The sequence below is a fragment of the Nocardioides sp. GY 10127 genome (genome assembly GCF_004919085.1).
GTDB lineage: Bacteria > Actinomycetota > Actinomycetes > Propionibacteriales > Nocardioidaceae > Nocardioides.
The window spans coordinates 364991-388934 of record NZ_STGL01000007.1 but is presented as its reverse complement, the minus strand read 5'-3'; the positions used below and the strand labels follow the sequence as shown (position 1 = coordinate 388934).

The window sequence follows — 23944 nt, the reverse complement described above, 5'->3', positions numbered from 1 at the left end:
GCGTCGTGGGAGGTGTTCACAGCGGCGCCAGCCTAGGGGCAGCGCCGGGCCGCGCGCGGGACCCCGCGCAGGGCGTCACCACTCGACCGGCAGCGTCGAGGCCTTCTCGCCCGTCGGCTCGACGGCGTAGCGACGCAGGGCGTAACCCATGATCTTGGAGAAGGCCGGTCCGCCGACCGAGCCGCCACCGCCGCCGTTCGTGGGGCCCTGCACCATGACGTAGACGGTGAACCGCGGGTCGTCGGCCGGGGCGAAGCCCGCGAAGCTGACGGTGTAGGAGCCGTCGTAGCAGCCGCAGTCGCTGTTCACGCGCTGCGCGGTGCCCGTCTTGCCGGCCACCACGTAGCCGGGCACCTGGGCGGCGGGGGCGACGCCGGCGTCCGGGTCGACCACGCGCTCCATCATCTCGGTGGTCTCCTTGGCCGCCCGCTTCGAGACGACCCGGTGGGTCGTGGTCGTGTCGGTGCCGACCGTGTCGCCGGAGTCGGTGGTGGCGCTGCCCTCGATCAGGCTCGGGCTGACGTAGACCCCACCGTTGGCGATCGTGTTGACGGCCGAGGTGATCTGGAGCGCGTTGACGGAGACGGACTGGCCGAAGGCGATGCGGTCCTGGAGGGTCTGCGTCCACTCCGAGAGGGAGGGCAGGATGCCGGCGGACTCACCGCTCACCCCGACGTTCGTGGCGGCGCCCAGCCCGAAGGACTTGAGGTAGCTGCGCAGCTCGCCGGTGCCGAACTTGCGGGCGGCGAGCACGGTGCCGATGTTGGAGGACTTCGCCAGGACGCCGGCCAGCGTGAGCTTGAGCGTGCCGTGCGACCACCAGTCGTGGATGGTCGTGTCGCCCGAGGCCAGGCTGCCGGGCACCTTCAGCTTCGTCCGCGGCGTCACCTTGCCCTCGTCGATGAGCGAGGAGAGCGTGAGCACCTTCTCGACCGAGCCCGGCTCGTAGACGTCCTGGAGGGACCGCGCACCGAGGTCGGCGGAGTCGGCCGCGGAGGGGTCGTTGGCGTCGTAGGTCGGGTAGTCGGCGAGCGCCAGCACCTCGCCGGTCTGGCTGTCCATCACGATCGCGACGCCGGACTCGCCCCCGGAGCCCTTCACCGTCTGCTGCAGGACCCGCTGGGTGTACCACTGGAGCTGGCGGTCGATGGTCGTGGTGAGGTCCTGGCCGTCCACCGCGTCCGTGGTCGAGGACGTCCCCAGCGGCGTGCGCGTGCCGCCGGCGGTGGAGTAGGTCTCGCTGCCGTCGGTGCCGGAGAGCATGTCGTTGAAGGTCAGCTCGAAGCCGGCGAGCGGGGTCGTGTTGCCGTCGTCGTCCGGGGTGCCCAGGAAGCCGAGCAGGTTGGCCGCGACGTCGCCGGCGGGGTACTCGCGGATCGGGTCGCGCTCGGTGTCCAGCCCGTTGAAGCCGAGGGCCTCCGCCTTGTCGACCACCGCGGTCGCCTTCGCCTCCGGCACCTCGCGGGCGATGTACTGGAAGCGGGTGTCCGTGCGGCGCAGGCGCTTGAGCGTCGTGAAGTAGTCGATGTCGAGGCGGCGCGAGAGGAACCGGGCGAGCGCCGGGGCGCGGTCCGCCTCGTTCCCGTCCTCGTCGGTGTTCACCAGCACCGGGTCCGCGACGATCATCAGGCCGTCGGCGGACTCCGCGAGCGGCTCGCCGTTGCGGTCGAGGATGTCGCCCCGCTCGGCCGGCAGGGAGACGGTGACCAGGCCCTCGTCGGCCGCCATCGTCGCCAGGTCGTCCGGGTCGACAGCCTGGAGCTGCACCAGCCGGGCGCCGAAGACCGACAGCACGATAGCGATCACCAGGAAGCCCCAGCGCAGACGGACCACGGGGTTTCCGCGGCGCATTCGGGGCACGATGTCTCTCCCTGGGTGTGACTGGTGAGGCTGGTGTTCCTGCCGGCGCGGTCCGCACGCCGGGCACGGGGCGACCCGTGACCACGGTTGTACCCCGGCGACGGCCCGGATCGGGGATGCGCGCCGAGCACGCGGGCCACCGTCGAGCGGGAGGCGTGACGAGGGTCGCGCCCGCCGTCAGCGGGGGCCGGACGTCGGGGGCGACCCCGCCGGGGCTCAGTCGGACGAGCCGCTGCCCGTGCTGGTCGCCGCGCTGTCGTCGGTCGGCAGGTCGCTGTCGTCCGTCGTGGTCGTCTTCTTCTTGGACGACGAGGAGGCGGAGGACGCGCCCCACGACGGCACCGAGGTCGTCTTCTGCCGCAGGTTCAGCGTGGAGCCCACCGTCGCGTCCGCGACGTCCCCGACGACCTTGCCGTCGGACAGCTTGAGGAACACCGGGGCCGCCGGGATCTCCATGCCCAGGCGCTGGGCCTTCCTGGCGATGGTCTGGGGGTCGCGGAGGGTCTCCAGCTCGGTGGAGAGCTCCTCCTGCCGCGCGGTGAGCGTGGTGGCCTGCGACTCCAGGGCCGTCTCCGTGAAGGCGGCCGACTGCAGCGAGGTGTTGAACATGAGGAGGCCGACCACCCCGCCGAGCAGCAGGACGCCGATGAGCACGACGAACGGCATCCGTGCCGCGGGGGTGCGGACCGCGGGCACCGACCTCAGCCGGGTGCGGCCGACGGTGCGCTCGAGAGCCTGCTCGGCGAACCGCGGGACACGGAGGGCGGAGGTCTGCTGGTCGCTCATCGGGAGGCTCCTCGGCTGGGGGTGCGCGTGGGGGGAAGGGGAGGACGGACACGCTCGACGGCACGGAGCCGGACGGAGGCGGCACGGGGGTTGGTCCGGGTCTCGGACTCCCCCGCCTTCTCCGCCCCGCGGGTGACGAGACGGAAGGGGGGCTCGCTGCCCTCGGGCACGAACGGCAGGTCCGGGGGGACGTCGCTGCGGGTGACCTCGGTGAACGCCTGCTTGGTGAGGCGGTCCTCCAGCGAGTGGTAGGACTCCACGACCACCCGGCCGCCGACGCCGACCACGCCCAGCGCGGCCGGCAGCGCCCGGCGCAGGACGGCGAGCTCGTCGTTGACCTCCATGCGCAGCGCCTGGAACGTCCGCTTGGCCGGGTGACCGCCGGTGCGTCGGGCGGGGGCCGGGATCTCGGCGTAGAGGAGCTCGACGAGGCGGGCGGAGCGGGTGAACGGCTCGGTCTCGCGCTCGCGGACGACGGCCGCGGCGATCTTGCGGGCGAACTTCTCCTCGCCGAAGTCGCGCAGCACCCGGGTGAGCTCGGCGGCCGAGTAGGTGTTGAGCACGTCGGCCGCGGTCCGGCCCTCGGAGCCGTTCATCCGCATGTCCAGCGGCGCGTCCTCGGCGTAGGCGAAGCCGCGCTCCCGGCGGTCCAGCTGCATGGAGGAGACGCCGAGGTCGAAGAGGACGCCGGCCACGGGGCCGAGCCCCAGGTCGGCGACGACGTCCGCGATCTCGTCGTAGACGGCGTGCACGCCGGTGAAGCGCTCGCCGAAGGGCGCCAGCCGCTCCGAGGCCATGGCCAGGGCGTCGGGGTCGCGGTCGATGCCGACCAGCCGGACCTGCGGCAGCCGCTGGAGGACGCCCTCGCTGTGGCCGCCGAGACCCAGGGTGCAGTCGATGACGACGGGGGCGTCCTGGCCGGTGGTGGCGGGCCCGGACAGCAGCTCGACGCAGCGCTCGAGGAGCACGGGGACGTGCTCGGGCGCGCGCTCAGCGGCGGCCACGGCGGCTGCCCCTCGGCGTGCGGCTCATGCGTCTCGACCCGTCCTGTGCTCGGTGCTGGTGGTGGTGTTCGTGGTGGGGACAGCCGTCGGGCCTGGTCCGTGCCCGCTCCGTGGCTCGTGCTCCGGGACCGGGGAAGGTGTCTCGGAGGCGGTGCCGTCCGGTGCCGGGGAAGGTGCCCCGGACGGCGATGGAGCGGGCCTGGACCAGGCCCGGCGGTCGTCCCTGTTCGGTTCTGCTCTGGTGGTGCTGGCTGGTGCTGGTGCTGCTGGGTGGTGCTGGGTGCTGCTGGGTGGTGCTGGGTGTCAGTCCGCGTCGGCGCCTTCGTCGACCTCGTAGAACCGGGCCTGCGCGCCGGCGCGGTACTCCGCCCAGCGCTCGGGGTCCCAGATCTCGAGCCGGTCGCCGATGCCGGTGACCACCACGTCCTTGCTGAGACCGGCGGCGGCCCGGAGGAACAGCGGGATGCCGATCCGTCCCTGCTTGTCCGGGACCACCTGCTCCGCCCCGGCGAACAGGACGCGCCGGTAGTCGCGGGAGTCCTTGTTCGTCATCGGCTTGCTCTGGACCCGGGCGGCCTCGGCCATGAACCCGTCCTGCGGCCAGACGGTGAGGCAGTGCTCCTGACCCTGCGTGATCACCAGCCCCTCCTGCAGCGCGTCCCTGAACTTGGCCGGGAGGACCAGGCGCCCCTTCTCGTCGAGCCTGGGGGTGTGCGTGCCCAGAAAGAACACGTCGCACCTCCAGTCGGAACGGCTGGCTCCTCCACTTTCACCCACCTTACCCCACAATTCCCCACCGTCAACCACATCGCCGGGCGACGGCCGCCAGTGCGCCCGGGGTCACAGCGGCCGAGTTCTCTCATCTCCGCAGGTCAGAGGGCTCACGAGGAGCCGGGGAGGGGCGTGGGGCGCGGTGGAGGGAGCGGGCGCGGACCCCGGCGCCGGCACGTGCTCCTCCACCTGCCCTCCACTCACGCCCCACCCCCTCCCCGCGCTCCCCACAGGCCCCCTGACCTGCAATGACGCTGCGAGCGACGGCCGACCGGAGGGCGGTGCGGCGCCCCCGAGGGGGCGCGGTGGGGCGCAGGTGGAGGACCCGTGGAGGGCCCAGTGGAGGGAGGTGGTGGAAGAAGGTGGGGGAAGGAGGTGGGGCGGCGTGGGGGAACGCTCCACCCGGATGCGCGCACGGGAGTTGCGCACACCACTTACCGTGGTCCCACTCGCCCCGCCCCGCGGGCGCCCGGACCGCCCGTCGGAGCCACTCGGAAGGACCGCCCGTGGACTCGCCCCTCGCCACCACCAGCGCAGGAGCCCCCGCCCCGCAGCCCGGTGCCCGCCGCGCCGCCGAGGTCGAGCTGGACCTGGCCGAGGTGGCCCGCCTGAGCGAGCGCATCCGCGCCAACGTCGAGCGCGTGATCGAGGGGAAGACCGCGGTGGTGGAGTCGGCGGTCGTCGTCCTGCTCGCCGAGGGCCACCTGCTGCTCCAGGACGTGCCGGGCGTCGGCAAGACGATGCTGAGCAAGGCGCTGGCCCGCAGCATCGACTGCACGGTCAAGCGCATCCAGTTCACGCCCGACCTGCTGCCCTCGGACGTCACCGGCGTCTCCGTCTACGACCAGGTGTCGCGGACGTTCGAGTTCCGCCCCGGGGGCGTGTTCGCGAACATCGTGGTCGGCGACGAGATCAACCGGGCCTCCCCCAAGACCCAGTCCGCCCTCCTGGAGTGCATGGAGGAGCGGCAGGTGACGGTGGACGACACCACCTACGTCCTCGAGCGCCCCTTCATGGTTGTCGCCACGCAGAACCCCGTGGAGATGGAGGGGACCTACGCGCTGCCGGAGGCGCAGCGCGACCGCTTCATGGCGCGGGTCTCCCTCGGCTACCCCACGGCGGAGTCCGAGCTGGCGATGGTCCGCAGCCACACCGGCGGCGACCCCCTGGCCGAGCTCACCCCGGTGACGGACGCCGCGACGCTCCGGGCGATGTGCGCCGCCGTGTCCCGCGTCTACGTCTCCGAGCCCGTCCAGCGCTACGCCGTGGCCCTGGCCGCGGGCACCCGCACCGACCCCGAGATCGCCCTGGGGGCCTCGCCGCGCGCGACGCTGCACCTCGTCCGCGCCGCCCAGGCCCTGGCGGCCCTGCGGGGTCGCGACTTCGTGCTGCCGGACGACGTGAGCGGCCTGGCCGACCGGGTGCTCGCCCACCGGCTGGTGCCCACGGCCGGCTCCGGCGCCGACGTCTCCGCCCTGCTCGCGCGGCTCGTGAGCCGCGTGCCGGTGCCCGACGGCCACGCCGGCTGAGCCGGGGCTCCGGGACGTGACCGACGCGCTGCGCGGCCTCACCCTCCGCGGCCGGGCGCTGCTCGCCGCCGGGGTCACGTGCGTCGCGGCGTCCCTGCTGCTGGGCGAGCCGATGCTCGTCCGGTTCGGGGTGGTCGCGATCGCCCTGCCCCTGGTGACCGTCGTCGTCGTGGGCCGCAGCCGGTACCGCTTCGGGCTCACGCGCCGGGTGGCCCCCTCCGTCGTCGCGGCGGGGAGCAGCGCCGAGGTGACGCTCGGGCTGACCCACGAGGGTCGGGTGCCCACCAGCGTCCTGCTCCTGGAGGACCAGCTGCCGTTCGTCCTCGGGCCGCGCCCCCGCTTCACCGTCGCTGGGGCCCGGCGCGGCTGGCGGCGCGAGGTGACCTACCCGGTCCGCTCCGACGTCCGTGGCCGGCACGTCGTCGGGCCCATGTCGGTGCGCGTGCGCGACCCGCTCGGCCTCGTCGAGCTCGGCCGGACCTTCACCTCGACCACGACCCTGCTGGTGACGCCGCGGGTGCGGCCGCTGCCGGCCCTCCCGCTCGGCGGGGCGTCGGCCGGCAGCGGCCACCAGCGCCCCCGCTCGTTCGCCAGCGGCAGCGCCGAGGACGTGACGGTGCGCGACTACCGCCGCGGCGACGACCTGCGCCGGGTGCACTGGCCGAGCTCGGCACGCACCGGCGAGCTCATGGTGCGCCGCGAGGAGCAGCCGTGGCAGCAGCGCGCCACGGTCCTCGTGGACAACCGGGCGGCCGTGCACACCGGGGCGGGCCCCGCAGCCTCCCTCGAGGCGGCCGTCTCCGCGGCCGCCTCGGTCGCGGTCCACCTCGCCGGCCGCGGCTACGCGGTCCGTCTGGTCTCCGCCGGCGGGGAGCACGACGCCCTCGCCTGGCACGACCACACCACCGGCACCGACACCGCGGCCCTGCTCGAGGCGCTGGCGGTGCTGCCCACCGAGCGCTCCCCCCGCCTGGCCGGGGGCTGGCTGGGCGAGCCGGGCCACGACGGCGTGGTCGTCGCCGTCCTCGGCGCCCTGCCCGCCGAGGACCTGCCGCTCCTGCGCAGGGTGCGCTCCACCGCCTCGTCGGCCTTCGCCCTGGTGGTCGACGTGGCCGCCCACGGCCCGGTGCCGCCCGAGGCCGCGGCGGGCGAGGACGCCGTGGCCGTGCTGCGCGGCCAGGGCTGGAACGCCACGGCCGTCGCCGCGGGCGAGCCCCTGCCCACCGCCTGGGCCCGGCTCGGCGTGCGGGCCCGGCCGGGGGTGGCCCCGTGAGCCGCCGACCCTCCTGGGCCGCCGCCCTCGTCTCCTCGCTGCTGGCGGCCCTCACCACGTGGGTGGCCTGCTGGGGCTGGAGCGGCTTCACCGAGGACCCCTCGGCGCACCTGGTGCCCCTGGCGGGGCTCGCCGTCCTCGTCGCCCTGCTCGGTGGCGGCGGACGGGCGCTCGGCCTGTCGAGCACCGTGGTCGTCGTCGCCCAGGTGGTGCTCGGGGCGTGCGCCGTCACCTACCTGCTGACCGGCTACCCCGTCCCGGTCGGCGCGGGGTGGGACGCCCTCGACGCGACCATGAGCCGCGGTGTCCTGGCCGCGCGGGCCTACGCGCCGCCGGTGGCGACCGACGCCGGCCTGGACGCCGTGCTCGTCGTGAGCGGGTGGTGGTGCCTGCTGCTCGTCGACACCCTGGCCGGCGGCCTGCGCCGCCCGGCGCTCGCCGCGCTCCCCCTCCTCGTGGTCTTCACCCTGCCCGTCAGCATCCTCGGGGCCACGCCGCCCTGGTGGGTCTTCCTCGCCACCGTGCTCGGGTGGGTCCTGCTGCTCTTCCTGGACGCCTCGGAGTCGGTCGCCCGCTGGGGCACCGGCCTCGAGGAGGACGCCGCACCGGCCGGCGCGCTCGGGGTCCGGACCGCCGGCGTGCGACTGACCGCGGTGGGTGTCGGGGCCTGCGCGGCCTCGCTGGCCCTGGCCGTCCCGACGGCGCTGCCCGCGCTCGACGTCCACCTGCTCGACCTCGGTGCGGGCTCCGGCGGCAACGAGGTCGTCATCCGCAACCCCATGACCGACCTGCGCCGCGACCTGCACCGGGACGTGGACGTGCCGCTCGTCCGGGTCGTCACCGACGACCCCGACCCCCGCTACCTGCGGATCGCGGTCCTCACCCGCTTCGGCCAGAACGAGTGGACCTCCGGGGACCGCTCCATCCCCACCGACCAGGTCGCCGACGGCAGCCCGCTCCCGCTCGGCGGGCTCTCGAACGCGGTGCGCCGCACCGAGCACAGCTACACGCTGACGGTCGGCGAGGACCTGGACTCCACCTGGCTGCCGACCTTCGCGCCCGCCTCGTCGGTGACCGCCGACGGGGACTGGCGCTACGACGCCGAGACGATGGACTTCATCTCCACCGACCCGGACGTCACCACGGCGGGCCTCACCTACACCACGACCGGCCTGGACCTGCGGCTCTCGGCCGACCAGCTCGAGAGCGGGGCCGCCGGGACCGGCGGGACCTCCGCGGTGGACGCCCGGTTCACCGAGCTCCCCTCCGACCTGCCGGCGTCCGTGGGCGAGCTCGCCCGCGAGGTGACGCGGGGCGCCGACACGGACCTGGCCCGGGCCGTCGCGCTGCAGGACTTCTTCCGCCGCGACTTCACCTACTCCCTCGAGAACGTCCCGACCGGCAACGGCGTCGACGCGCTCGTCGCGTTCCTCTCCACCGCGCCCGGCGGCCGGGTCGGGTACTGCGAGCAGTTCGCCTCCGCCATGGCGGTCATGGCCCGCAGCCTCGGCATCCCCGCCCGGGTCGCCGTCGGGTTCCTCGCCCCCACCCGGCTGCAGGACGGCTCGTGGGAGTTCTCGGCCTACGACATGCACGCCTGGCCCGAGCTCTACCTGCCGACCGCCGGCTGGGTGCGGTTCGAGCCGACGCCGGCCAGCCGGGCCTCGGGCGTCCCGTCGTACACCCAGCTCGACCCCGGCACCGTGCAGCCCAGCACCGGGACCTCGGCGACGGCCCAGCCCTCGGCCGGCGAGACCGACCCCGCCCAGGGCCGCCCGTCCTCCGACGTCGCCTCCCGGGCCCCGGACGAGGAGCCGCAGCCGGACGAGGCGGCGGCCGGCGCCGACGCCCCCACCGGCCCACCGGCCTGGCGGACGCCGCTGCTGGTCCTGCTCCTCGCCCTGGTCGTCGCCACGCTGCTGGCGGCGCCCGGCCGGTTCCGCGCCGTCCTGCGCCACCGCCGCCTGGCGGGCGGACCGGAGGGGCGGTGGGCCGAGCTGCGGGCCGGCGTCCTGGACCTCGGGCTGCCGTGGCCGGACGGCGCCTCGCCCCGGGCCGTCGGCGCGCTGCTGGCGGCGCGCCTGGCCGACCCCGGCGACGACCGGGAGCGGCCCGTGCTGGGGCCGGAGCAGAACCCCGGGGCCGCGGCCGCGCTGGACCGGCTGGTGGCGGCCGTCGAGCTCGCCCGCTACGCGCGCCCGGGATCGGCCGCCGCCCAGGAGACGGGCGCCGGTGACGCCGCTGGTGACGTGGCCGGCGACGTGACGACCGTGCTCGCGGGGCTGGCCGCAGGTGCGGGCCGTCGGGCCCGGGCCCGGGCGCGGTGGCTGCCGGTCAGCCTCGTCCGGAGGCGGCGGGCCCACCCGTCCGCGCCGGCGCCGCTCGACCGGGTGGGCTGAGCGGCTGGGTTGAGCGGGTCGGCTGGGCTGAGCAGGCCCGGAGACGACGCACCCCCGCGGGCAGGGGCCGGCGGGGGTGTCGGTGCTACGTCGGGGTTGCGGTCAGAAACCGCGGTTCTGCTGGTTGCGGCGACGCTGCCAGCGGGCCTCCATGCGGTCCATGAAGGAGCCGGAGGTGCGGGCGGGGCGGTGGGCCTTGCCGCCGTCCACGACCCCCAGGCCGCGGCGCGACCGCGTGGAGGGGTGGGCGCTCTGCGTCGGGGCGGCGGCCGCGGGGCCGGTGTTCTGGGTGCGCAGGGCGTTGAGGCCGAAGACGGCCGAGCCCAGCATCACCACGAAGCCGGCCACGCCCAGCGGGACGAGCTTCGTCATGGCTCCGGCGAGCAGGATCCCCACGCCGAGGACGAACACGACTCCCGCGATGAGGGCCCGCTGCTGCGCACGACGGCGCAGGGAGGTCCCCCGCAGCGTGGAGACGAACTTCGGATCCTCCGCGGAGAGGCCGCGCTCGATCTGCTCGAGCATCCGGAGTTCCTCTTCCGAGAGTGGCACCGTTTCCTCCCAGGTGGTCAAAGACCACCGGTCTCGTGCAGACCGGTGGCGGGTTCAGTGTAGGTGGAGGGTCGGCGGAGGCGGTAGGCGCGAGGTGAAAAATCCCACCCCGCGCGTGCTCGCGTGTCGCGTCCACCCTCCAGGCTCCTCCGCCCGGGCGGGCGGAGGCAGGCCCGAACGTCCCACGCGCCCCGGCAGGTCGGCTTCACCCCAGGAGGGTGGCCGGGCGGACCGCGGCGTCCCCGAACCGCCGGGTGGCCCGGTCGACGGCCCGGTCCGCCTCCGACCAGCCGTGCTCCCGCTCCCCGAGCAGGTGCTGGTGGTGCACCTGCTCGCGGGGCAGCAGGTTCTCCACCCGCACCCCGACGAGCCGCAGCCGGGCCCGCTGCAGGCCGAGCCCGTCGTAGACGCCCACCACCGCCCGGTAGACCTCCTGGGTCACGTCCGTCGCCTCGGACAGCGTGCGGGAGCGGGTGATCGTGGTGAAGTCGGCGAACCGGACGGTGAGCGCCACCGTCCGCCCCGCCACCCCGGCCACCCGCATGCGGGTGGTGACCCGGGTGGTCAGCCGCAGGAGCTCGCGCAGGACCACCTCGCGGTCGTCGACGTCGCGGGAGAACGTCTCCTGGGCACCCATCGAGCGCTCCGGGTCGCCCTCGCCGTTGCCGAACACGCCGGCCCGGCCCGGCGTCACCTCGCGCCGGTCGGTGCCCCAGGCCAGCTCGTGCAGGTGCGTGCCGAGGGCGTCGCCGAGCGCCCGCCGCAGGGTGACGACCGGGGTGTGGGCGACGTCGCCGACCGTGACCAGGCCGAGCCGGTGCAGCGAGGCGCGGGTCTTCTCCCCCACCCCGTACAGCTCGCCCACGTCGAGGGGGTGCAGGAAGGTGGTGATCCGCTCGGGCGGCACCACCAGGACGCCGTCCGGCTTGGCCCGCCTGCTCGCCAGCTTGGCCACCGAGACCGTGGCGGCCACGCCGACCGAGCAGGTGATCCGCTGCTCGTCGTGGACGACGGCCCGCACCTGCTCGGCGATCTCCACCGGGCTCCCGAGCCGGCGCACGGCGCCGCGCACGTCGAGGAACGCCTCGTCCATCGAGAGCGCCTCGACCGCCGGCGTGACCCGGCGGAACACCTCCATCACCGCCGAGGAGACCACCGAGAACTCCTCGTGGTCGGGGGCGATGACCACCGCGTCCGGGCACAGCCGCCGGGCCCGCGTCGAGGGCATGCCGGAGCGGACCCCGTACGCGCGCGCCGGGTAGTTCGCCGAGAGCACCACCCCGCGGTGGCCCCCGCCGACGATCACGGGGACGTCGGCCAGCTCGGGTGAGTCCCGCGTCGCCACCGACGCGTAGAAGGCGTCCATGTCGACGTGCAGGATCGGCGTCGCGACCCTCCCTCTGTCCGCCCGCTCCGCCCGGTCCGCCGGGTCGGGCTGCGACCGCGCGGTCACCGGGCACCCCCGGCGGCGGGGGCGACAGCGGGAGGGGTGGCGGGAGTGGGTGGGGCTGCGGGCTCAGCCGCGGGCGAGCAGGTGCAGCTGCGTGGCGAGCGGGAGGTACTCGGGGCGGTCCGCGACGGCGCGCTCGAGCTCGACGAGGGCGGCGGTGGAGCCGGTCTCCAGCTCGAGCAGGTGGCTGGGGACGAGGTCGGCGAAGACCCGGACGCCGTGCACGGAGACGACCTCCAGCCCGGCGGCGCCCACGAGGTCGACCAGCTCGTCGGCCGTGTAGCGGTGGCCGGTGCGGCCGGGGTCGCCGGAGACGGGGCCGAGGAGGTCCTTGGCCTGAGCGAAGTGGCCGGCCATGGCGCGGGCGAGCACCGCCGCGTGGCGCTGGGCGACGAGCAGGCTGAGGGTGCCGCCGGGGCGCAGCACGGCGGCGAGGCCGGCGAGGGCGGCGGCGGGGTCGGCGACGTGCTCCAGCACGCCGTGGCAGAGCACGAGGTCGGCGCCGCGGCCCTCGGCCGCGGTGCCCACCACGCCGACGAGGTCGCCGAGGTCGCCCTGGTGGGCGTCGACCTCGACGCCGGCCTCGCGGGCGCGGCGGCCGAGCGAGGCGAGGGCGTCGGGGCTGGGGTCGACCACGGTGACGCGGTGGCCGAGGCCGGCCACGCGCACGGCGGAGCCGCCGGTGCCGCCGCCGATGTCGAGCACGTCGAGGGGGCCGTCGGTCCGCTCCAGCAGGGGGACCAGGTCGTCCCACACGACCGCGGTGCGCGCCGCCGCGCGCCGCTCGCTGGTGCTCGGTGCGTTCCGGGTGCCGGCCATGGCACCCACCCTAGAGCCTCCGCCCGGCCCCGCTGCACGTGCTCCTGGGCGCGCCTCATCCCGGGCTCCCCTGGCTGCGGTGCCAGAGCTTGCGGGCGACCTGCTGCGGGACCTGCTTGGCGTCCTCGCCGGCGGGCTTGACGTCGGCGTACGGGGACAGCCGGAACCCGCTGGAGTGCACGAGGACGCGGCGGCGACCCATGCCGCCGGCCGCCCCCGGCGTCCGCCTCCCGGCCTCGCCCTCGGCCGCCACCCCCGCGCCCCGCAGGTCGCGGTCGGAGGACGGCGGCGCCGCGACCACCGGCCGGGAGGACCGCGACGCGGCCGCCCCCTCGCCGGCGCGCTCGTCGCCGGGCGCCAGGGCCCCGAAGCCACCGGGGACCAGCGCCATCTGCTCGCGCACCGCGTCGATGCCGTGCCGTCGCCAGGTCTCGTGCAGGGCCGGGAGCTCCCAGCAGCCGGTGGCCCGCAGGGAGACGCCGCGGTGACCGGTGCGGCGCAGCTCGCCGCGGACCACGAGCAGCCAGGCGCTGAACACCGTCGCGGCGTAAGGGCCCTGGGCGTCCTCGAAGAAGGTGGCGTCCAGGGGGCCGGTGCCGTCGTCGAGGGTGAGGAAGACGACCCGGCGGCCCGAGCGGATCGGCGGGGTCTGGGTCGCGACCTTCACCCCGGCCACGAGCAGCTCCGAGCGCGAGCGCTGCCCGAGCAGGTCGGTGGCGCGGGTGGTGCCGAGCTCGTCGAGGAACCGCTCGTAGGTGCTGACGACGTGCCGGGAGGCGTCCAGGCCGAGGATCTCCAGCTCGGCGCGCATCCGCTCCTCGGCGGTCATCTCGGGCAGGCCCGAGACCACGCCCTCCACCGAGGCGTCGCCGAGGTCGAGGGCGAGCTGCACCGAGGAGACCGGCTCCGGCGGGGGCGCCTGCCGGGCCTGCGCGCTGGAGCGGCCCCAGACGCCCTCGCGCTGCGGCACCTCCCCCGCCCGCGGGCCGACGTCGGCCCGGCCCGCGCCGAGGTCGCCGGGCCGGGCGGCGGCCCGCGCGTCGGCCGCGCCGGGCGGCTCGTCGCCGCGGGCGCGGTCGCGCTCCCCGGCGTCCGTGCTGTTGCGGGCGGCGGCGGACTCCAGCGCCCCGGCCGCCCGGGTGCGCGCCGTCTGCCCGCGCCACGCCTTGCGCCCGGCGAGCCCGCGGCCGCGGGCCGCGCGCTCGGCGGAGCGCGCCTGCCGGTCCAGCTCGGAGATGCCCAGCAGCAGGTCGCGGCGGGTGGTCACGCCGCGGCGGCCCACCCCGTCCTCCCCGTCCAGGCCGAGGCCGTAGACGGAGTCGAAGCCGCCGGCCAGCACGAGCCGCTCGGCCACCGGCCGGGAGACCCGGGCGCGGTGCCAGAAGTCGGTGAGCGAGGCGTAGGGCCGGGCCGCGACGACCCGCGCCACCTCGGCCGCGCTGATCCCCTTCACCTCCGAGAGGGCCAGCCGGATGCCCCACGGGCGGCCGTCGGGGTGCCCGGGGTCGCGGGTCGGGTCCGGGCTCCACTCCTCGGCCGGCACCAGGCGCTCGACGGCGTAGTCGGCCTCGGAGGCGTTGACGTCCAGCCCGAGCACGGTGACCCCCTGGCGGCGCGCGTCCTCGAGGATCAGCCGCTTGGGGTACATCCCCGGGTCGTGGGTGAGGACGCCGGCCAGGAAGTGCGCCGGGTAGTGCGCCTTGAGCCACGCCGACTGGTAGGTGGGCAGCGCGAACGCGGCCGCGTGCGCCTTGCAGAAGCCGAAGGAGGCGAACGCGGCCAGCACCTCCCACAGCTCCTCGACCACGGCGAGCTCCACGCCGCGGCCCAGTGCCCGGGGGAAGAACCAGCTCCGCACCTCTGCCATCCCCTCGGCGTCCCCCAGGGCACGGCGCTTCTCGTCGGCCTCCGCGAAGGAGATGCCGGTGAAGGCCGCGATGATCTCGATGACCTGCTCGTGGAAGACCACGACCCCACGGGTGCCCTCGAGGATCGGCCGCAGCAGCGGGTGGGCGTAGCGCGGCTCCTTCCAGCCGTGCTTGACCTCCAGGTAGGGCGTGATCATGTCGCTCTTGACCGGCCCGGGGCGGAACAGCGAGATGTCCGTGACGACGTCCTCGAACGTCTCGATGCCGGACTTGCCGACCAGCTCGCGCTGCCCCGGGGACTCGATCTGGAAGACCCCCAGCGTCCGCGAGGACGAGATCATCGCGTAGGTCGCCGGGTCGTCGAAGGGCACCTGCTCCTCGTCGTCCACGTCGACGACGTCGCCCTCGGTGCGCTCGATCGCGGCCACGGCGTGCGCCATCGCCGACTGCATGCGGATGCCCAGGACGTCGAGCTTGAGCAGGCCGAGGTCCTCCACGTCGTCCTTGTCGAACTGGCTCATGGGGAATCCCGCGTAGCTGGCCTCCACGGGCGTGCGGTCGAGGAGGGTGGCGTCGGAGAGCAGCACCCCGCACGGGTGGACGGCGACGTGCCGGGGCAGCCCGTCGAGCCGCTCGACCAGGGCGAACAGCAGCTCCAGCCGGCTCTCCCCCAGGCCGCTGGCGCGCAGCTCGGGCAGCTCCGCCAGCGCCGCGCGGGCGTCGCGGGCGCGGATGTGCGGGAACGCCTTGGCGATCGCGTCGACCTCCAACGGCGGCATGCCGAGGGCGGCGCCGACGTCGCGGACGGCGTGCCGCACCCGGTAGGTGTCCATCATCGAGACGCACACGCAGCGCTCGCCGCCGTAGCGGTCGAGGACCGCCTCGTACATCTCGGTGCGCCGGGCCGACTCCACGTCGACGTCGATGTCGGGCAGCGCCTGGCGCAGCGGCGAGAGGAAGCGCTCCATCAGCAGCTGGTGGCGCACCGGGTCGACCCCGGAGATCCCCAGCAGGTAGGTGACGATGCTGCCCGCGCCCGAGCCGCGCGCGGCCACCCGGACGCCGCGGGAGCGGATCAGGTCGGTGACGTCGGCGACGGTGAGGAAGTAGGAGGCGTAGCCGAGCTCGCGGATGATCCCCAGCTCGTCGTCCAGGCGCTTCCAGACCACCGCCAGGCCCTGGCTGCCGTAGCGCGACCCGATCGCCGCCTCGCAGCGCGCGCGCAGCAGCCCGTCCGCGTCCGTCTCCCGGGGCGAGACCGTCAGCCCGTCGGTGGCGGCGAGCTCGAGCTCGGGGAAGTGCACCTCGCCCAGCCCGAGGTCGGCACGGACGTCGAGCGCGCACCGCTCCGCCAGCGTGCGGGTGCGCGCCAGCAGCTGCCAGGCACCGCTCTCCCCGACGCCGGCCGCGTGCGCGACCTCCGCGGCGACCCGGCTCATCCGCGGGCCCGGCTTGAGCCAGCCCTCGGCGTTGCCGCGGTCGACGTGACGGCGGTCGAGCGCGACGAGGCGCCGGGCGGCGTCGAGGACGTCCGCGACCGCCGCGTCGCCGCGGTCGGCGTGCCGCACCGCGTTGGTCAGGACGCTGGGCAGGCCCTGCTCGGCGGCCAGGTTGAGCATCCGGGCGGCGTGCGGGGTGCTGCCCGGCCCCCAGCCGGCCCCCGTCCCCGCCGCCCTCCAGGCGCCGGCGCCGCCGGAGGGGAGCAGGTGCGAGACCACCTCGACCACCAGGCAGCCGCGCGGCACCAGCGCACGCCACCGCGCCACCTCGGCGCGGGCCCGGTCGGGACGGCCCGCCGCGACCGCGCGGCCGACCGCCGAGTCGGGGCCCAGCAGCACCGCGACGTCCCCCGCCCCCAGCAGGGCCGCGACCTCCGGGGACTCCGGGTCGAGCACCGGCGTGCCGCGCTCCCCGGCCAGGTGGGTGGCGGAGGTGATGCGGCAGACGGCCGCCCACCCCGCGCGCCCCCCGCCCGGCCCGGACGACAGCGCCAGCAGCGTCACCCGCGGCAGCCGCGCGTCGCGGAACGCGCCGCCGCGCACCGGGGTCCTCCCCCCTGGGCGCCCCCCGGCCGGCCCGGTCGTCCCGGTGGTCCCGGCGGCCCCGGCGGGGTGGTGGGCGAGGTCGACCCCGAGGACGGGGCTGATCCCGGCCACGTGGCAGGCCTTGGCGAACTTCACCGCCCCGTAGGTGCCGTCACGGTCGGTGAGCGCCAGGACGTCCATGCCGTGCGCGGCGGCACGGTCCACGAGGACGCCGGGGAGCGAGGCCCCGTACTGGAGCGAGTAGCCGGAGGCCACGTGCAGGTGGACGAACGGGTCGACGGGCACGTCGAACTTCCCCTCTCGACGTCGGCTCGACCCCGGACAACGACAGGTTCCCGACCCCACGAAGAGGTCAGGGCCCCAGATCGAACAGATGTTCGATCTGGGGCCCTGACCGTAACCCCTCGCACCGACAACGCGCCAACCGCCCAGGTGGATGACGCCCGGCCGCTCAGGCGGTGCGATCTCCCCCGTGCGCCTGGGCGAGGCGCAGCGCCACGGGGCGGTGCGGCACCAGCCCGAGGCTCTGCTCGACGACGGCGAGGAACCGGTCGGCGTCGCGGACGAGGTCGTCCGCCTCCCGCTCGGTCACGGCCCGCCGGGAGCCGGCCTCGGCGGCGGCCCGCTTGGCGGCGCCACCGGCGAAGAACTGTGCCCACTCGGCGAGCTCGGGAGCGACCTCGGCGAGCAGGACCCAGGCGCTGCGCTGCGGGCGCCGCCGCGCGCCGGCGTCCGGCCGGGCGCGGGCCGCGAGCAGCGCCGCCGCGGCCCGCAGCGCACCCACGTGGGCGGCGGCGTAGCGCTCGGGGACGTCGGTCGCGGCGAGCGCCTCGGCGATGGAGTCGGCCGAGCGGAGCAGGTAGGAGTGCGTCGTCGCCGGGAGCAGGTGCGGAGGCGGGGCCTCGGCCCAGGGGCTCTCGCGGCGGGTCGTGGTGCGTCGTGCAGCCATGTCCCCCCCTCAGTCCGCGCAGCCGACGAGCTGCCAGCGGCCGTCGACGGTGTCGAAGGCGAGCTCCACGACTCCCCCGCCGTCGCCCGCGCCGACGTCACGGCCCCGGCCGACCTCGACCCGCCAGCACTCGCGCTCGACGAGCAGCCGCTCGAGCAGGTCGCCGTCCCCCGGGACCTGACCCGGGACCCGACCCGGGACCTCCCGCCGCGCCGCCGCAGGCTCGTCGGTGCCGCGCAGGGCGTCGGCGTCACCGCCGCCCCACCAGGCGCCGGTCTCGATCCAGCGCGCCAGGACGGCCCGCACCCGCCAGAGCCGGCCCCGCCACAGCAGCTGCGCGGGACCCTCCTCGCCGGGCCACCCGGCGACCTCGCCGCGACGGACCTCGACGTCCTCCTCGTAGCGCCTCATCCTGCACCTCGTTCCCCGACCCTGGGCCTTGTGTTCGAACGGCTGTTCGATCAAGGGAGACCATAGAGGGGACCACCGACAGCGACAACCGCCCCTCCACAGGAGGGGCGGTCGGGAGAGGCCCGGGGGCAGGGGGCGGGGGCGGTCAGCCCCCGTGCACGTAGCGCCGGGTCTCGCGCAGGTAGTGCGTGGAGGCCGGTGCCCAGGCCATCGCCAGGAGCACCACGATGCCCACGAGCCCGATGACGCTGAGCACCACGAACGTGGCCGGCGGCGCGACCCGGATGCAGGCGCTCGTGGCGGTCGCGATCATGAGCAGGGCCGCGGTGAGCGCGTAGCGCGCCCACGGGTTGCCCTCGTAGATGAAGGCGGTGAGGACGCCGAGCAGGAGCACGAGGACGACGAACAGCGTGGCGCCCACGGGGAAGAAGTGCGGGACCGCGATCGGCTGCTCGGTGATCAGGTACTCCAGCCCGGCCGTCTCGACGATCTCGCGCGCGTCCCGGTGGCCCTGGGCCCACGAGAGCACGAGGGCGGAGTTCATCACCCGGATGAGGACGACGGCGACGGCGCCCAGCACCACCAGGCAGCCGTAGGTCAGCAGCGCCACTCGCAGGGTCCACGGGCGACTCGGTGCCTCCACGCTGGTCCTTCCTCCTCGGTTCGGGTCGGCTGGGCGGCCGCCGGACGGGCGGGCCTGGGCCGACTGTGCTCCCGACTCTAGATTCAGACCCATGGACACGCAGAACCAGCCCGCACCGGACCACCCGGGGATCGCCCGGTTCCGCGCCGCCCACGCCGAGCGCGGGGGCACCGGCGAGGTCGTCGTCCTGCCCGACGGGGTGCACACCGCCGCCCTCGCGGCGCAGGCGCTGGGCTGCGAGGTCGGCGCCATCGCCAACAGCCTGCTGTTCGAGGCCGTGGAGCAGGACGGCTCGGGCGGCCGCCCCGTGCTCGTCCTCACCTCCGGCGCCCACCGCGTCGACACCGCGGCCACCGCGGCGCGGATCGGCGTGGCCCGCCTGCGCCGGGCGAGCCCCGACCTCGTGCGCGAGCACACCGGGCAGGTCATCGGCGGCGTCTCCCCGCTCGGTCACCCCGCTCCCGTGCCCACCTGGATCGACCCGTGGCTCCAGCAGCACCCCACCGTCTGGGCCGCCGCCGGGCACCCCGCCGCGGTCTTCTCCACCACCTTCGAGGAGCTCCTCGCCCTCACCGGGGCGCAGGTCGTGGACGTCGAGCCGTGACCGGCACCCCCACCACCACCCTCACCAGCCGGGTGACCGCCCTGCACCTGGCCCCGCGCCACCACGCCCCCACCGAGCCGGTCACCGAGATCGTCGTCGAGGCCGGCGCGGGGGTCGTCGGCGACCGCTACCACGGCAGCCGCCACCGGCACGTCAGCCTCCAGTCCGCCACCGAGCTCGCCGAGGCGGCCCGGGCGCTCGGCGCACCGGTGCCGCCGGGTTCCACCCGCCGTACCGTCACGGTGGACGCCGGGCGGGTGCCGAGCGAGCCGGGCGCCCGCGTCGTCCTGGGTGACCCGACCCGGCCGGGCGGGGCCGTCGTCCTCGAGGTCGTCCGGGTGGCCGCGCCGTGCGCGGTGATGGAGACCTCCGTCGGCCCCGGCGCGCGGGCGGCGCTGCGGCGCCGGGCAGGGTCGGTGCTGCGGGCCGTCACCGGCGGCACGGTCCGGGTGGGCGACCCCGTGACCGGTCTCCTGCCCGACTGAGCCGGCGCCTACCCTTGCCACCCGTGAGCAGGGTCGTGGTCGTCGGTGCCGGGTTCGCCGGGCTGGCGGCCGCCCTGCGCTGCGCCAAGCAGGGCCACGACGTCCTGCTGCTGGAGCGCGGCGACACGGTGGGCGGCGCGCTGGGCCGGGTGAGCCGGGACGGCTTCACCTGGGACGCCGGCCCCGACCGGACGCTGCTGCCGGCCGTCGTCCGCGACCTCTTCCGCAAGACCGGCCGGCCCCTGGAGCGCGAGCTCGAGCTCGTCCCGCTCGACGTCCTGCGCGAGCACCGCTTCGCCGACGGCTCCACCCTGCGCCTGGCCGCCGGCCGCAGCGGGGCGCTGCGCTCCGTCGACGCGCTCGCTCCCGGGCTGGGCCGGGCCTGGGTCGACCACGTGGCCGGCCACATCCCCACCTGGGAGGCCCTGCGGCCGCTGCTCGAGCACCCGGCGCCGACGGGGGGCCCCTCCGCCGAGGCGGCCGCCGTCCTGGCGGGTCGCACCCACCTCGAGCGCGCCCTGCGCCGCGGCCTGCCCGACCCGCGGCTGCGCACCCTGGCCGCCCACCCCTTCGTCCTCGACGGCCACCACCCCCGCGACGTCCCCGCATGGGCGGGCCTCGTGTCCTACCTCGAGCAGACGCTCGGCACCTGGGTCGTGCCCGGCGGCCTCGCCGCGCTCGGCGAGCGGCTCGCGCTGCGGCTGGACCTGCGCGGGGTCGAGGTCCGCACCGGCACCAGGGTCACCGACGTGCGGGTGGAGCGGGGCCCCGCCGGCGGGCCGGGCGGCCGCGTCGTCGGCGTGCGCACCGACCAGGGGGACGCGGACGCCGACGTGGTGGTCGTGGCCACCGACCCCCGCGCCCTGCCGGGGCTCGCCGACGGCCTGCCGGGGCTGCGCCGCACCCTGCCGGCGCTGCCGCCCCGGGTCGTCCACCTGGGTCTGGACGGCGCGGACACGCTCGACGCCGAGACGGTGCTGCACCCGCGGCAGCCCGGGCGGCGGGGCAGGGAGGGCGACCCCCTGCTCGTCGTCCGCCCGGGCGGCAGCGCCCCCGAGGGCGCGAGCGCCTGGACCGTCCTGGTGCGCGGGGCCCTGCTGGAGGACCTCCCGACCGCCCTGGCCCGACGGGGCCTGGACGTGCGCGACCGGGTCCGCACCACCCTCGACCGCTCCCCCGCCGAGCTCGTCACCGCCTGGCACGGGAGCCCCCTCGGGACCGCGTGGGCGGGGCGCCGCACCCGGCGCACGCCGGTCCGGGCCGCGGACGCCGGCGGCCCGGAGGGCCTGCTCGTGGTCGGCGCGCACGCGGCCGCCCTGCCCGGGCTGCCGTTCGCGGGGCTCACCGCGGCGGTGGCCGCGGAGCTGGTCGGGCGGGCCGAGCGGGCCTGAGCGCCGCCTGGCCGGGCTGGACTGGGCCGGGCCGGGCTCAGCCCCGCGCGACGTCCAGCTTCTCGAAGATCTCGCGCGTGGCCCGCGACCGGTTCAGCGTGTAGAAGTGCAGGCCCGGGGCGCCGGCGTCGAGGAGCTCGGCGCACAGCTCCGCGGCCAGGGCGATGCCCTCGGCCCGCATGGAGACCGGGTCGCCCTCGTGAGCGGCGATCCTGGCCACCACGTCGGCCGGCACCTCGGTGCCGATGAGCTCCCCCTGGCGGCGGATCGCGGCGAGGTTGAGGATCGGCATGATCCCCGGCAGCACCGGCAGCTCCACGCCGCGCTCGCGGACCCGCTCGACGAGGTCGACGTAGTCGGCGGCGCGGAAGAACATCTGGGTGACGGCGAACTCGGCGCCGGCCCGGGCCTTGAGGGCCAGGACGTCGGCGTCGTGGTCGAGCGACGGCGAGGACGGGTGGGTCTCGGGGAAGGCCGCGACGCCGATGCGGAACTGGCCGGTGGCCGCGGCCATCTCGACGAGCTCGTGGGCGTGGGTGAGCCCGCCCGGGGTCGGGGTCCACTCGGCGCGCGGGCCGTCCTCGGGGTCGCCGCGCAGCGCCATCAGGTGGTGGACGCCCGCGGCCGCGTAGTCGTCCAGGATCTGGCCGAGCTCCTCGCGGGTGTGCCCGACGCAGGTGAGGTGGGCCATCGGCAGCAGCGAGGTCTCCTCCGCGATGCGCCGGGTGATCCGCAGCGTGCGGTCGCGCGAGGAGCCGCCGGCCCCGTAGGTGACCGAGACGAACGACGGCTCGTAGGCCTCCAGCTCACGGACGGTCTCCCACAGCTGGGCCTCGCCGGCCTCGTCCTTCGGCGGGAAGAACTCGAAGGAGAACGACCGTCGGCCCTCACGGACGAGGTCGGTGAGGGAGCGTCCGCGGCCGATCGTCATGGGGCGATTCTAGGGAGGCGGGGCGCGTTCCCCTCCTCGGCGTCCATGCCCGCGGACCGACTACGGTGGCCGCGTGACCCCCGACGCCTCCCCCGACGCCTCCCCCGACGCCGGCACCTGGGACCCCGCGGAGTTCCGGGCCCGGGTGCAGGCCGCCCTCGACGCCTTCCTCGACCTCCAGGCCGCGCGCCTGGCCCCCCTGGGCCCCGACGCCGAGCGGCTCGTCGCCGAGGCGCGCGCCGTCGTCTCGGGCGGGAAGCGGTTCCGGGCGGCCTTCTGCTGGTGGGGCCACCAGGCCGTCGCCGGCTGCCTGGAGCGGCAGGACGACGAGCAGGCGCTCGCCCTCGCCCGCGCCGCCGCGTCCCTGGAGCTCCTGCACGCCAGCGCCCTGGTCCACGACGACCTCATGGACGCCTCCGACACCCGCCGCGGCCGGCCCGCGACCCACCGCGGGTTCGAGGCCGAGCACCGCGGCGACGCGTGGCGCGGCGACCCCGAGCAGTACGGCGCCGCCGCGGCGATCCTGCTGGGCGACCTGCTGCTCAGCTGGTCCGACGAGATGCTGCGCACCTGCGGCCTGTCCGGCGACCGGGTCTCCGACGCGCTGGCGATCCTCGACGCCTGCCGCACCGAGGTCATCGCCGGCCAGTTCCTGGACGTCTCGGTGCAGGCCCGGGGCCGCGCCGACGTGGACGCCGCGATGACCGTCCTGCGCTACAAGTCGGCCAAGTACTCCATCGAGCGGCCGCTGCACGTCGGGGCCGCGCTCGCCGGGGCGGACGAGGCCCAGCTCCGCGCGCTCACCGGCTTCGGCCTCCCGCTCGGCGAGGCCTTCCAGCTGCGCGACGACCTGCTCGGCGTCTTCGGCGACCCTGCCACCACCGGCAAGCCCGCCGGCGACGACCTCGTGGAGGGCAAGCGAACCGTCCTGGTCGCCCTCGCCCTGGACGCCGCCTCCGACGAGGACGCCGCGCTGCTCGACCGCTCGCTGGGCAGCCCGCTCACCGACGAGCAGGTCGACCGGCTGCGCGCGATCATCACCGAGGCCGGGGCCGCCGCCCAGGTCGAGGAGGTCATCGCGGCGCTGGCCGAGAAGGCCGTCGGCGTCCTGCACGCCAGCGGGTTCGACCCGCAGGCCACGCAGGTGCTGACCCGGCTGGCCTCCGCGGCCACCCAGCGCACCCTCTGAGAACGGAGGGCCGGCTCAGGGGCCGACGCGGAAGAACGAGTAGCCCGCGTCGTCCGTCCAGTACCACTCGGTGCCGGACCCGTCGCCGGCTGCGTCGGCGGTCGCGGCGGCACCCGTGGGCTCGCCACCGACCAGGCGCTCGTCACCGGGGTCCACGTCCGAGCCGGTGACCGGGTAGACGGTGTAGTAGCCCTCCGGCTGCGCCGGCAGGAGGCCGGCGTCGTTGTCGTACGGCTCGCCGTCGGCGCCGACCCGCTGGGCGACGCCCGTGTCGTGCCGGGAGATCACCTCGAGCGCGGCCGCCGGCAGGGACGAGGGGGCCACGTAGGGCAGGCCGGACGTCGGGTCGACGGTCGGCACGTCGCCGCTCGGGACCGCGGTGGTGTCGCCGGACGACGTCCCGCCGGTGCGCGAGCCGGGCTGCCCGCCCGCCGCGACCCAGATGCCCACGGCCAGGCCGAGCACGACGAGGAGCGCGAGCGCTCCGGAGGGCCCGCCACGCCGGGGCGGGCGGACCTGCTCGGGGGACAGCCGGTAGACCATGGACGGGCCTGGTGGGGCTGGGTCAGAAGGCCATCGCCTGCGCGCGCCGCTTGACCTCCGAGCCGCGGTTCTCCCGCAGCGCGTCGATGGGGCGGCCGGGCAGGTCGGCGTCCAGGAAGATCCAGGCGATGCACTCGCGGTCGTCGTAGCCGTTGTCGTGCATCATCGTGAGCAGGCCGGGCAGCCCCTTGACGGGCTCCAGGGTCTCGGGGTCGATGAAGAGTGCCGGCACGCGCTGGCCGGCACGCTCCCACGGGACGGCCGCGGCGAGCTGGTGCTCGCGGATCATCGTCCGGACCTTCGCCACCGTGACGCCCAGCAGCGCGGCCGCCTCCGACCACTCCAGCCACTCCTCCACCAGGGCGCCCAGGTCCTGGTCGGCCAGCCGTGTCTCGCTCATGGGGCCATGCTCGCACGAGCGGCACGCTCGTCCACCTCCCCC

Annotated in this window: 21 protein-coding genes; 7 read left to right on the top strand and 14 right to left on the bottom strand. The window is 76.1% G+C overall.

The genetic code is table 11. The features are described 5' to 3' along the window. Positions 1-75: 75 nt before the first annotated feature. The 4 genes from E8D37_RS14210 to mraZ all read right to left on the bottom strand — a co-directional run bounded on the left by E8D37_RS14210 (position 76) and on the right by mraZ (position 4382). On the bottom strand, positions 76-1851 hold the full coding sequence (locus E8D37_RS14210) for a penicillin-binding protein 2 (RefSeq protein WP_136570408.1): 1776 nt from the start codon (positions 1849-1851) through the stop codon (positions 76-78). A 225-nt stretch (positions 1852-2076) separates the two neighbouring features. Next, on the bottom strand, positions 2077-2646 hold the full coding sequence (locus E8D37_RS14205) for a hypothetical protein (protein WP_136570407.1): 570 nt from the start codon (positions 2644-2646) through the stop codon (positions 2077-2079). Next, positions 2643-3650 carry a 16S rRNA (cytosine(1402)-N(4))-methyltransferase RsmH gene (gene rsmH, locus E8D37_RS14200; protein WP_136570406.1) on the bottom strand — a complete coding sequence of 336 codons (1008 nt, stop codon included), beginning with the start codon at positions 3648-3650 and terminating at the stop codon, positions 2643-2645. Before rsmH ends, E8D37_RS14205 begins: the two co-directional genes overlap by 4 nt. Positions 3651-3953: 303 nt before the next feature. Then, positions 3954-4382, bottom strand: coding sequence for a division/cell wall cluster transcriptional repressor MraZ (mraZ, locus tag E8D37_RS14195; RefSeq protein WP_136570405.1), 429 nt, complete (start codon positions 4380-4382; stop codon positions 3954-3956). Between the two features lie 623 nt (positions 4383-5005). Here mraZ and E8D37_RS14190 point away from each other — a divergent pair. From E8D37_RS14190 to E8D37_RS14180, 3 genes are read left to right on the top strand one after another with little or no spacing between them, the layout of a single operon-like run. Continuing rightward, positions 5006-5950, top strand: a complete 945-nt coding sequence (locus tag E8D37_RS14190; RefSeq protein WP_240770468.1) for an AAA family ATPase — start codon at positions 5006-5008, stop codon at positions 5948-5950. A gap of 16 nt (positions 5951-5966) precedes the next feature. Next, positions 5967-7223 carry a DUF58 domain-containing protein gene (locus E8D37_RS14185; RefSeq protein ID WP_136570403.1) on the top strand — a complete coding sequence of 419 codons (1257 nt, stop codon included), beginning with the start codon at positions 5967-5969 and terminating at the stop codon, positions 7221-7223. After that, positions 7220-9622: a DUF3488 and transglutaminase-like domain-containing protein gene (locus tag E8D37_RS14180; RefSeq protein WP_136570402.1), complete on the top strand. Its 2403-nt coding sequence runs from the start codon at positions 7220-7222 to the stop codon at positions 9620-9622. Before E8D37_RS14185 ends, E8D37_RS14180 begins: the two co-directional genes overlap by 4 nt. A 102-nt stretch (positions 9623-9724) precedes the next feature. Here E8D37_RS14180 and E8D37_RS14175 read toward each other — a convergent pair whose 3' ends face one another. The 7 genes from E8D37_RS14175 to E8D37_RS14145 all read right to left on the bottom strand — a co-directional run bounded on the left by E8D37_RS14175 (position 9725) and on the right by E8D37_RS14145 (position 18359). Further along, on the bottom strand, positions 9725-10174 hold the full coding sequence (locus tag E8D37_RS14175; protein WP_136570401.1) for a DUF3040 domain-containing protein: 450 nt from the start codon (positions 10172-10174) through the stop codon (positions 9725-9727). A gap of 205 nt (positions 10175-10379) precedes the next feature. Further along, the gene (dinB, locus tag E8D37_RS14170; RefSeq protein ID WP_240770438.1) at positions 10380-11627 is read right to left on the bottom strand and encodes a DNA polymerase IV; all 1248 of its coding nucleotides are present in this window, start codon (positions 11625-11627) and stop codon (positions 10380-10382) included. Positions 11628-11690: 63 nt separating this feature from the next. Further along, positions 11691-12443, bottom strand: a complete 753-nt coding sequence (locus tag E8D37_RS14165; RefSeq protein ID WP_136570400.1) for a methyltransferase domain-containing protein — start codon at positions 12441-12443, stop codon at positions 11691-11693. Positions 12444-12498: 55 nt separating this feature from the next. Further along, positions 12499-16641 carry a DNA polymerase III subunit alpha gene (gene dnaE / locus E8D37_RS14160; RefSeq protein ID WP_136570399.1) on the bottom strand — a complete coding sequence of 1381 codons (4143 nt, stop codon included), beginning with the start codon at positions 16639-16641 and terminating at the stop codon, positions 12499-12501. A 166-nt stretch (positions 16642-16807) separates the two neighbouring features. After that, positions 16808-17305, bottom strand: a complete 498-nt coding sequence (locus tag E8D37_RS14155; RefSeq protein ID WP_136570398.1) for an SAV_6107 family HEPN domain-containing protein — start codon at positions 17303-17305, stop codon at positions 16808-16810. 9 nt (positions 17306-17314) lie between these two features. Further along, positions 17315-17716, bottom strand: a complete 402-nt coding sequence (locus tag E8D37_RS14150; protein ID WP_136570397.1) for a DUF6504 family protein — start codon at positions 17714-17716, stop codon at positions 17315-17317. A 145-nt stretch (positions 17717-17861) separates the two neighbouring features. Beyond that, a complete protein-coding gene (locus E8D37_RS14145; RefSeq protein ID WP_136570396.1) occupies positions 17862-18359 on the bottom strand; it encodes a hypothetical protein in 498 nt (165 codons plus the stop codon). Positions 18360-18450: 91 nt separating this feature from the next. Here E8D37_RS14145 and E8D37_RS14140 point away from each other — a divergent pair, with 91 nt between their 5' ends. The 3 genes from E8D37_RS14140 to E8D37_RS14130 are packed head-to-tail and all read left to right on the top strand — an operon-like array spanning position 18451 to position 20839. Beyond that, positions 18451-18963: a YbaK/EbsC family protein gene (locus tag E8D37_RS14140; protein ID WP_136570395.1), complete on the top strand. Its 513-nt coding sequence runs from the start codon at positions 18451-18453 to the stop codon at positions 18961-18963. Then, complete coding sequence (locus E8D37_RS14135) at positions 18960-19448, top strand: MOSC domain-containing protein (RefSeq protein ID WP_206055751.1); 489 nt, start codon at positions 18960-18962, stop codon at positions 19446-19448. Before E8D37_RS14140 ends, E8D37_RS14135 begins: the two co-directional genes overlap by 4 nt. 23 nt (positions 19449-19471) lie before the next feature. After that, positions 19472-20839, top strand: coding sequence for an FAD-dependent oxidoreductase (locus E8D37_RS14130; RefSeq protein WP_136570394.1), 1368 nt, complete (start codon positions 19472-19474; stop codon positions 20837-20839). A gap of 37 nt (positions 20840-20876) precedes the next feature. Here the strand turns inward: E8D37_RS14130 and metF are convergent, their stop codons facing one another. After that, complete coding sequence (gene metF / locus E8D37_RS14125) at positions 20877-21770, bottom strand: methylenetetrahydrofolate reductase [NAD(P)H] (RefSeq protein ID WP_136570393.1); 894 nt, start codon at positions 21768-21770, stop codon at positions 20877-20879. Positions 21771-21843: 73 nt separating this feature from the next. Here metF and E8D37_RS14120 point away from each other — a divergent pair, with 73 nt between their 5' ends. Beyond that, complete coding sequence (locus E8D37_RS14120; protein ID WP_136570392.1) at positions 21844-22959, top strand: polyprenyl synthetase family protein; 1116 nt, start codon at positions 21844-21846, stop codon at positions 22957-22959. A 15-nt stretch (positions 22960-22974) separates the two neighbouring features. Here the strand turns inward: E8D37_RS14120 and E8D37_RS14115 are convergent, their stop codons facing one another. Beyond that, positions 22975-23502: a ribonuclease domain-containing protein gene (locus E8D37_RS14115; protein ID WP_136570391.1), complete on the bottom strand. Its 528-nt coding sequence runs from the start codon at positions 23500-23502 to the stop codon at positions 22975-22977. Between the two features lie 22 nt (positions 23503-23524). Further along, the gene (locus E8D37_RS14110; protein ID WP_136570390.1) at positions 23525-23902 is read right to left on the bottom strand and encodes an Rv2175c family DNA-binding protein; all 378 of its coding nucleotides are present in this window, start codon (positions 23900-23902) and stop codon (positions 23525-23527) included. Between the last annotated feature and the right edge of the window lie 42 nt (positions 23903-23944).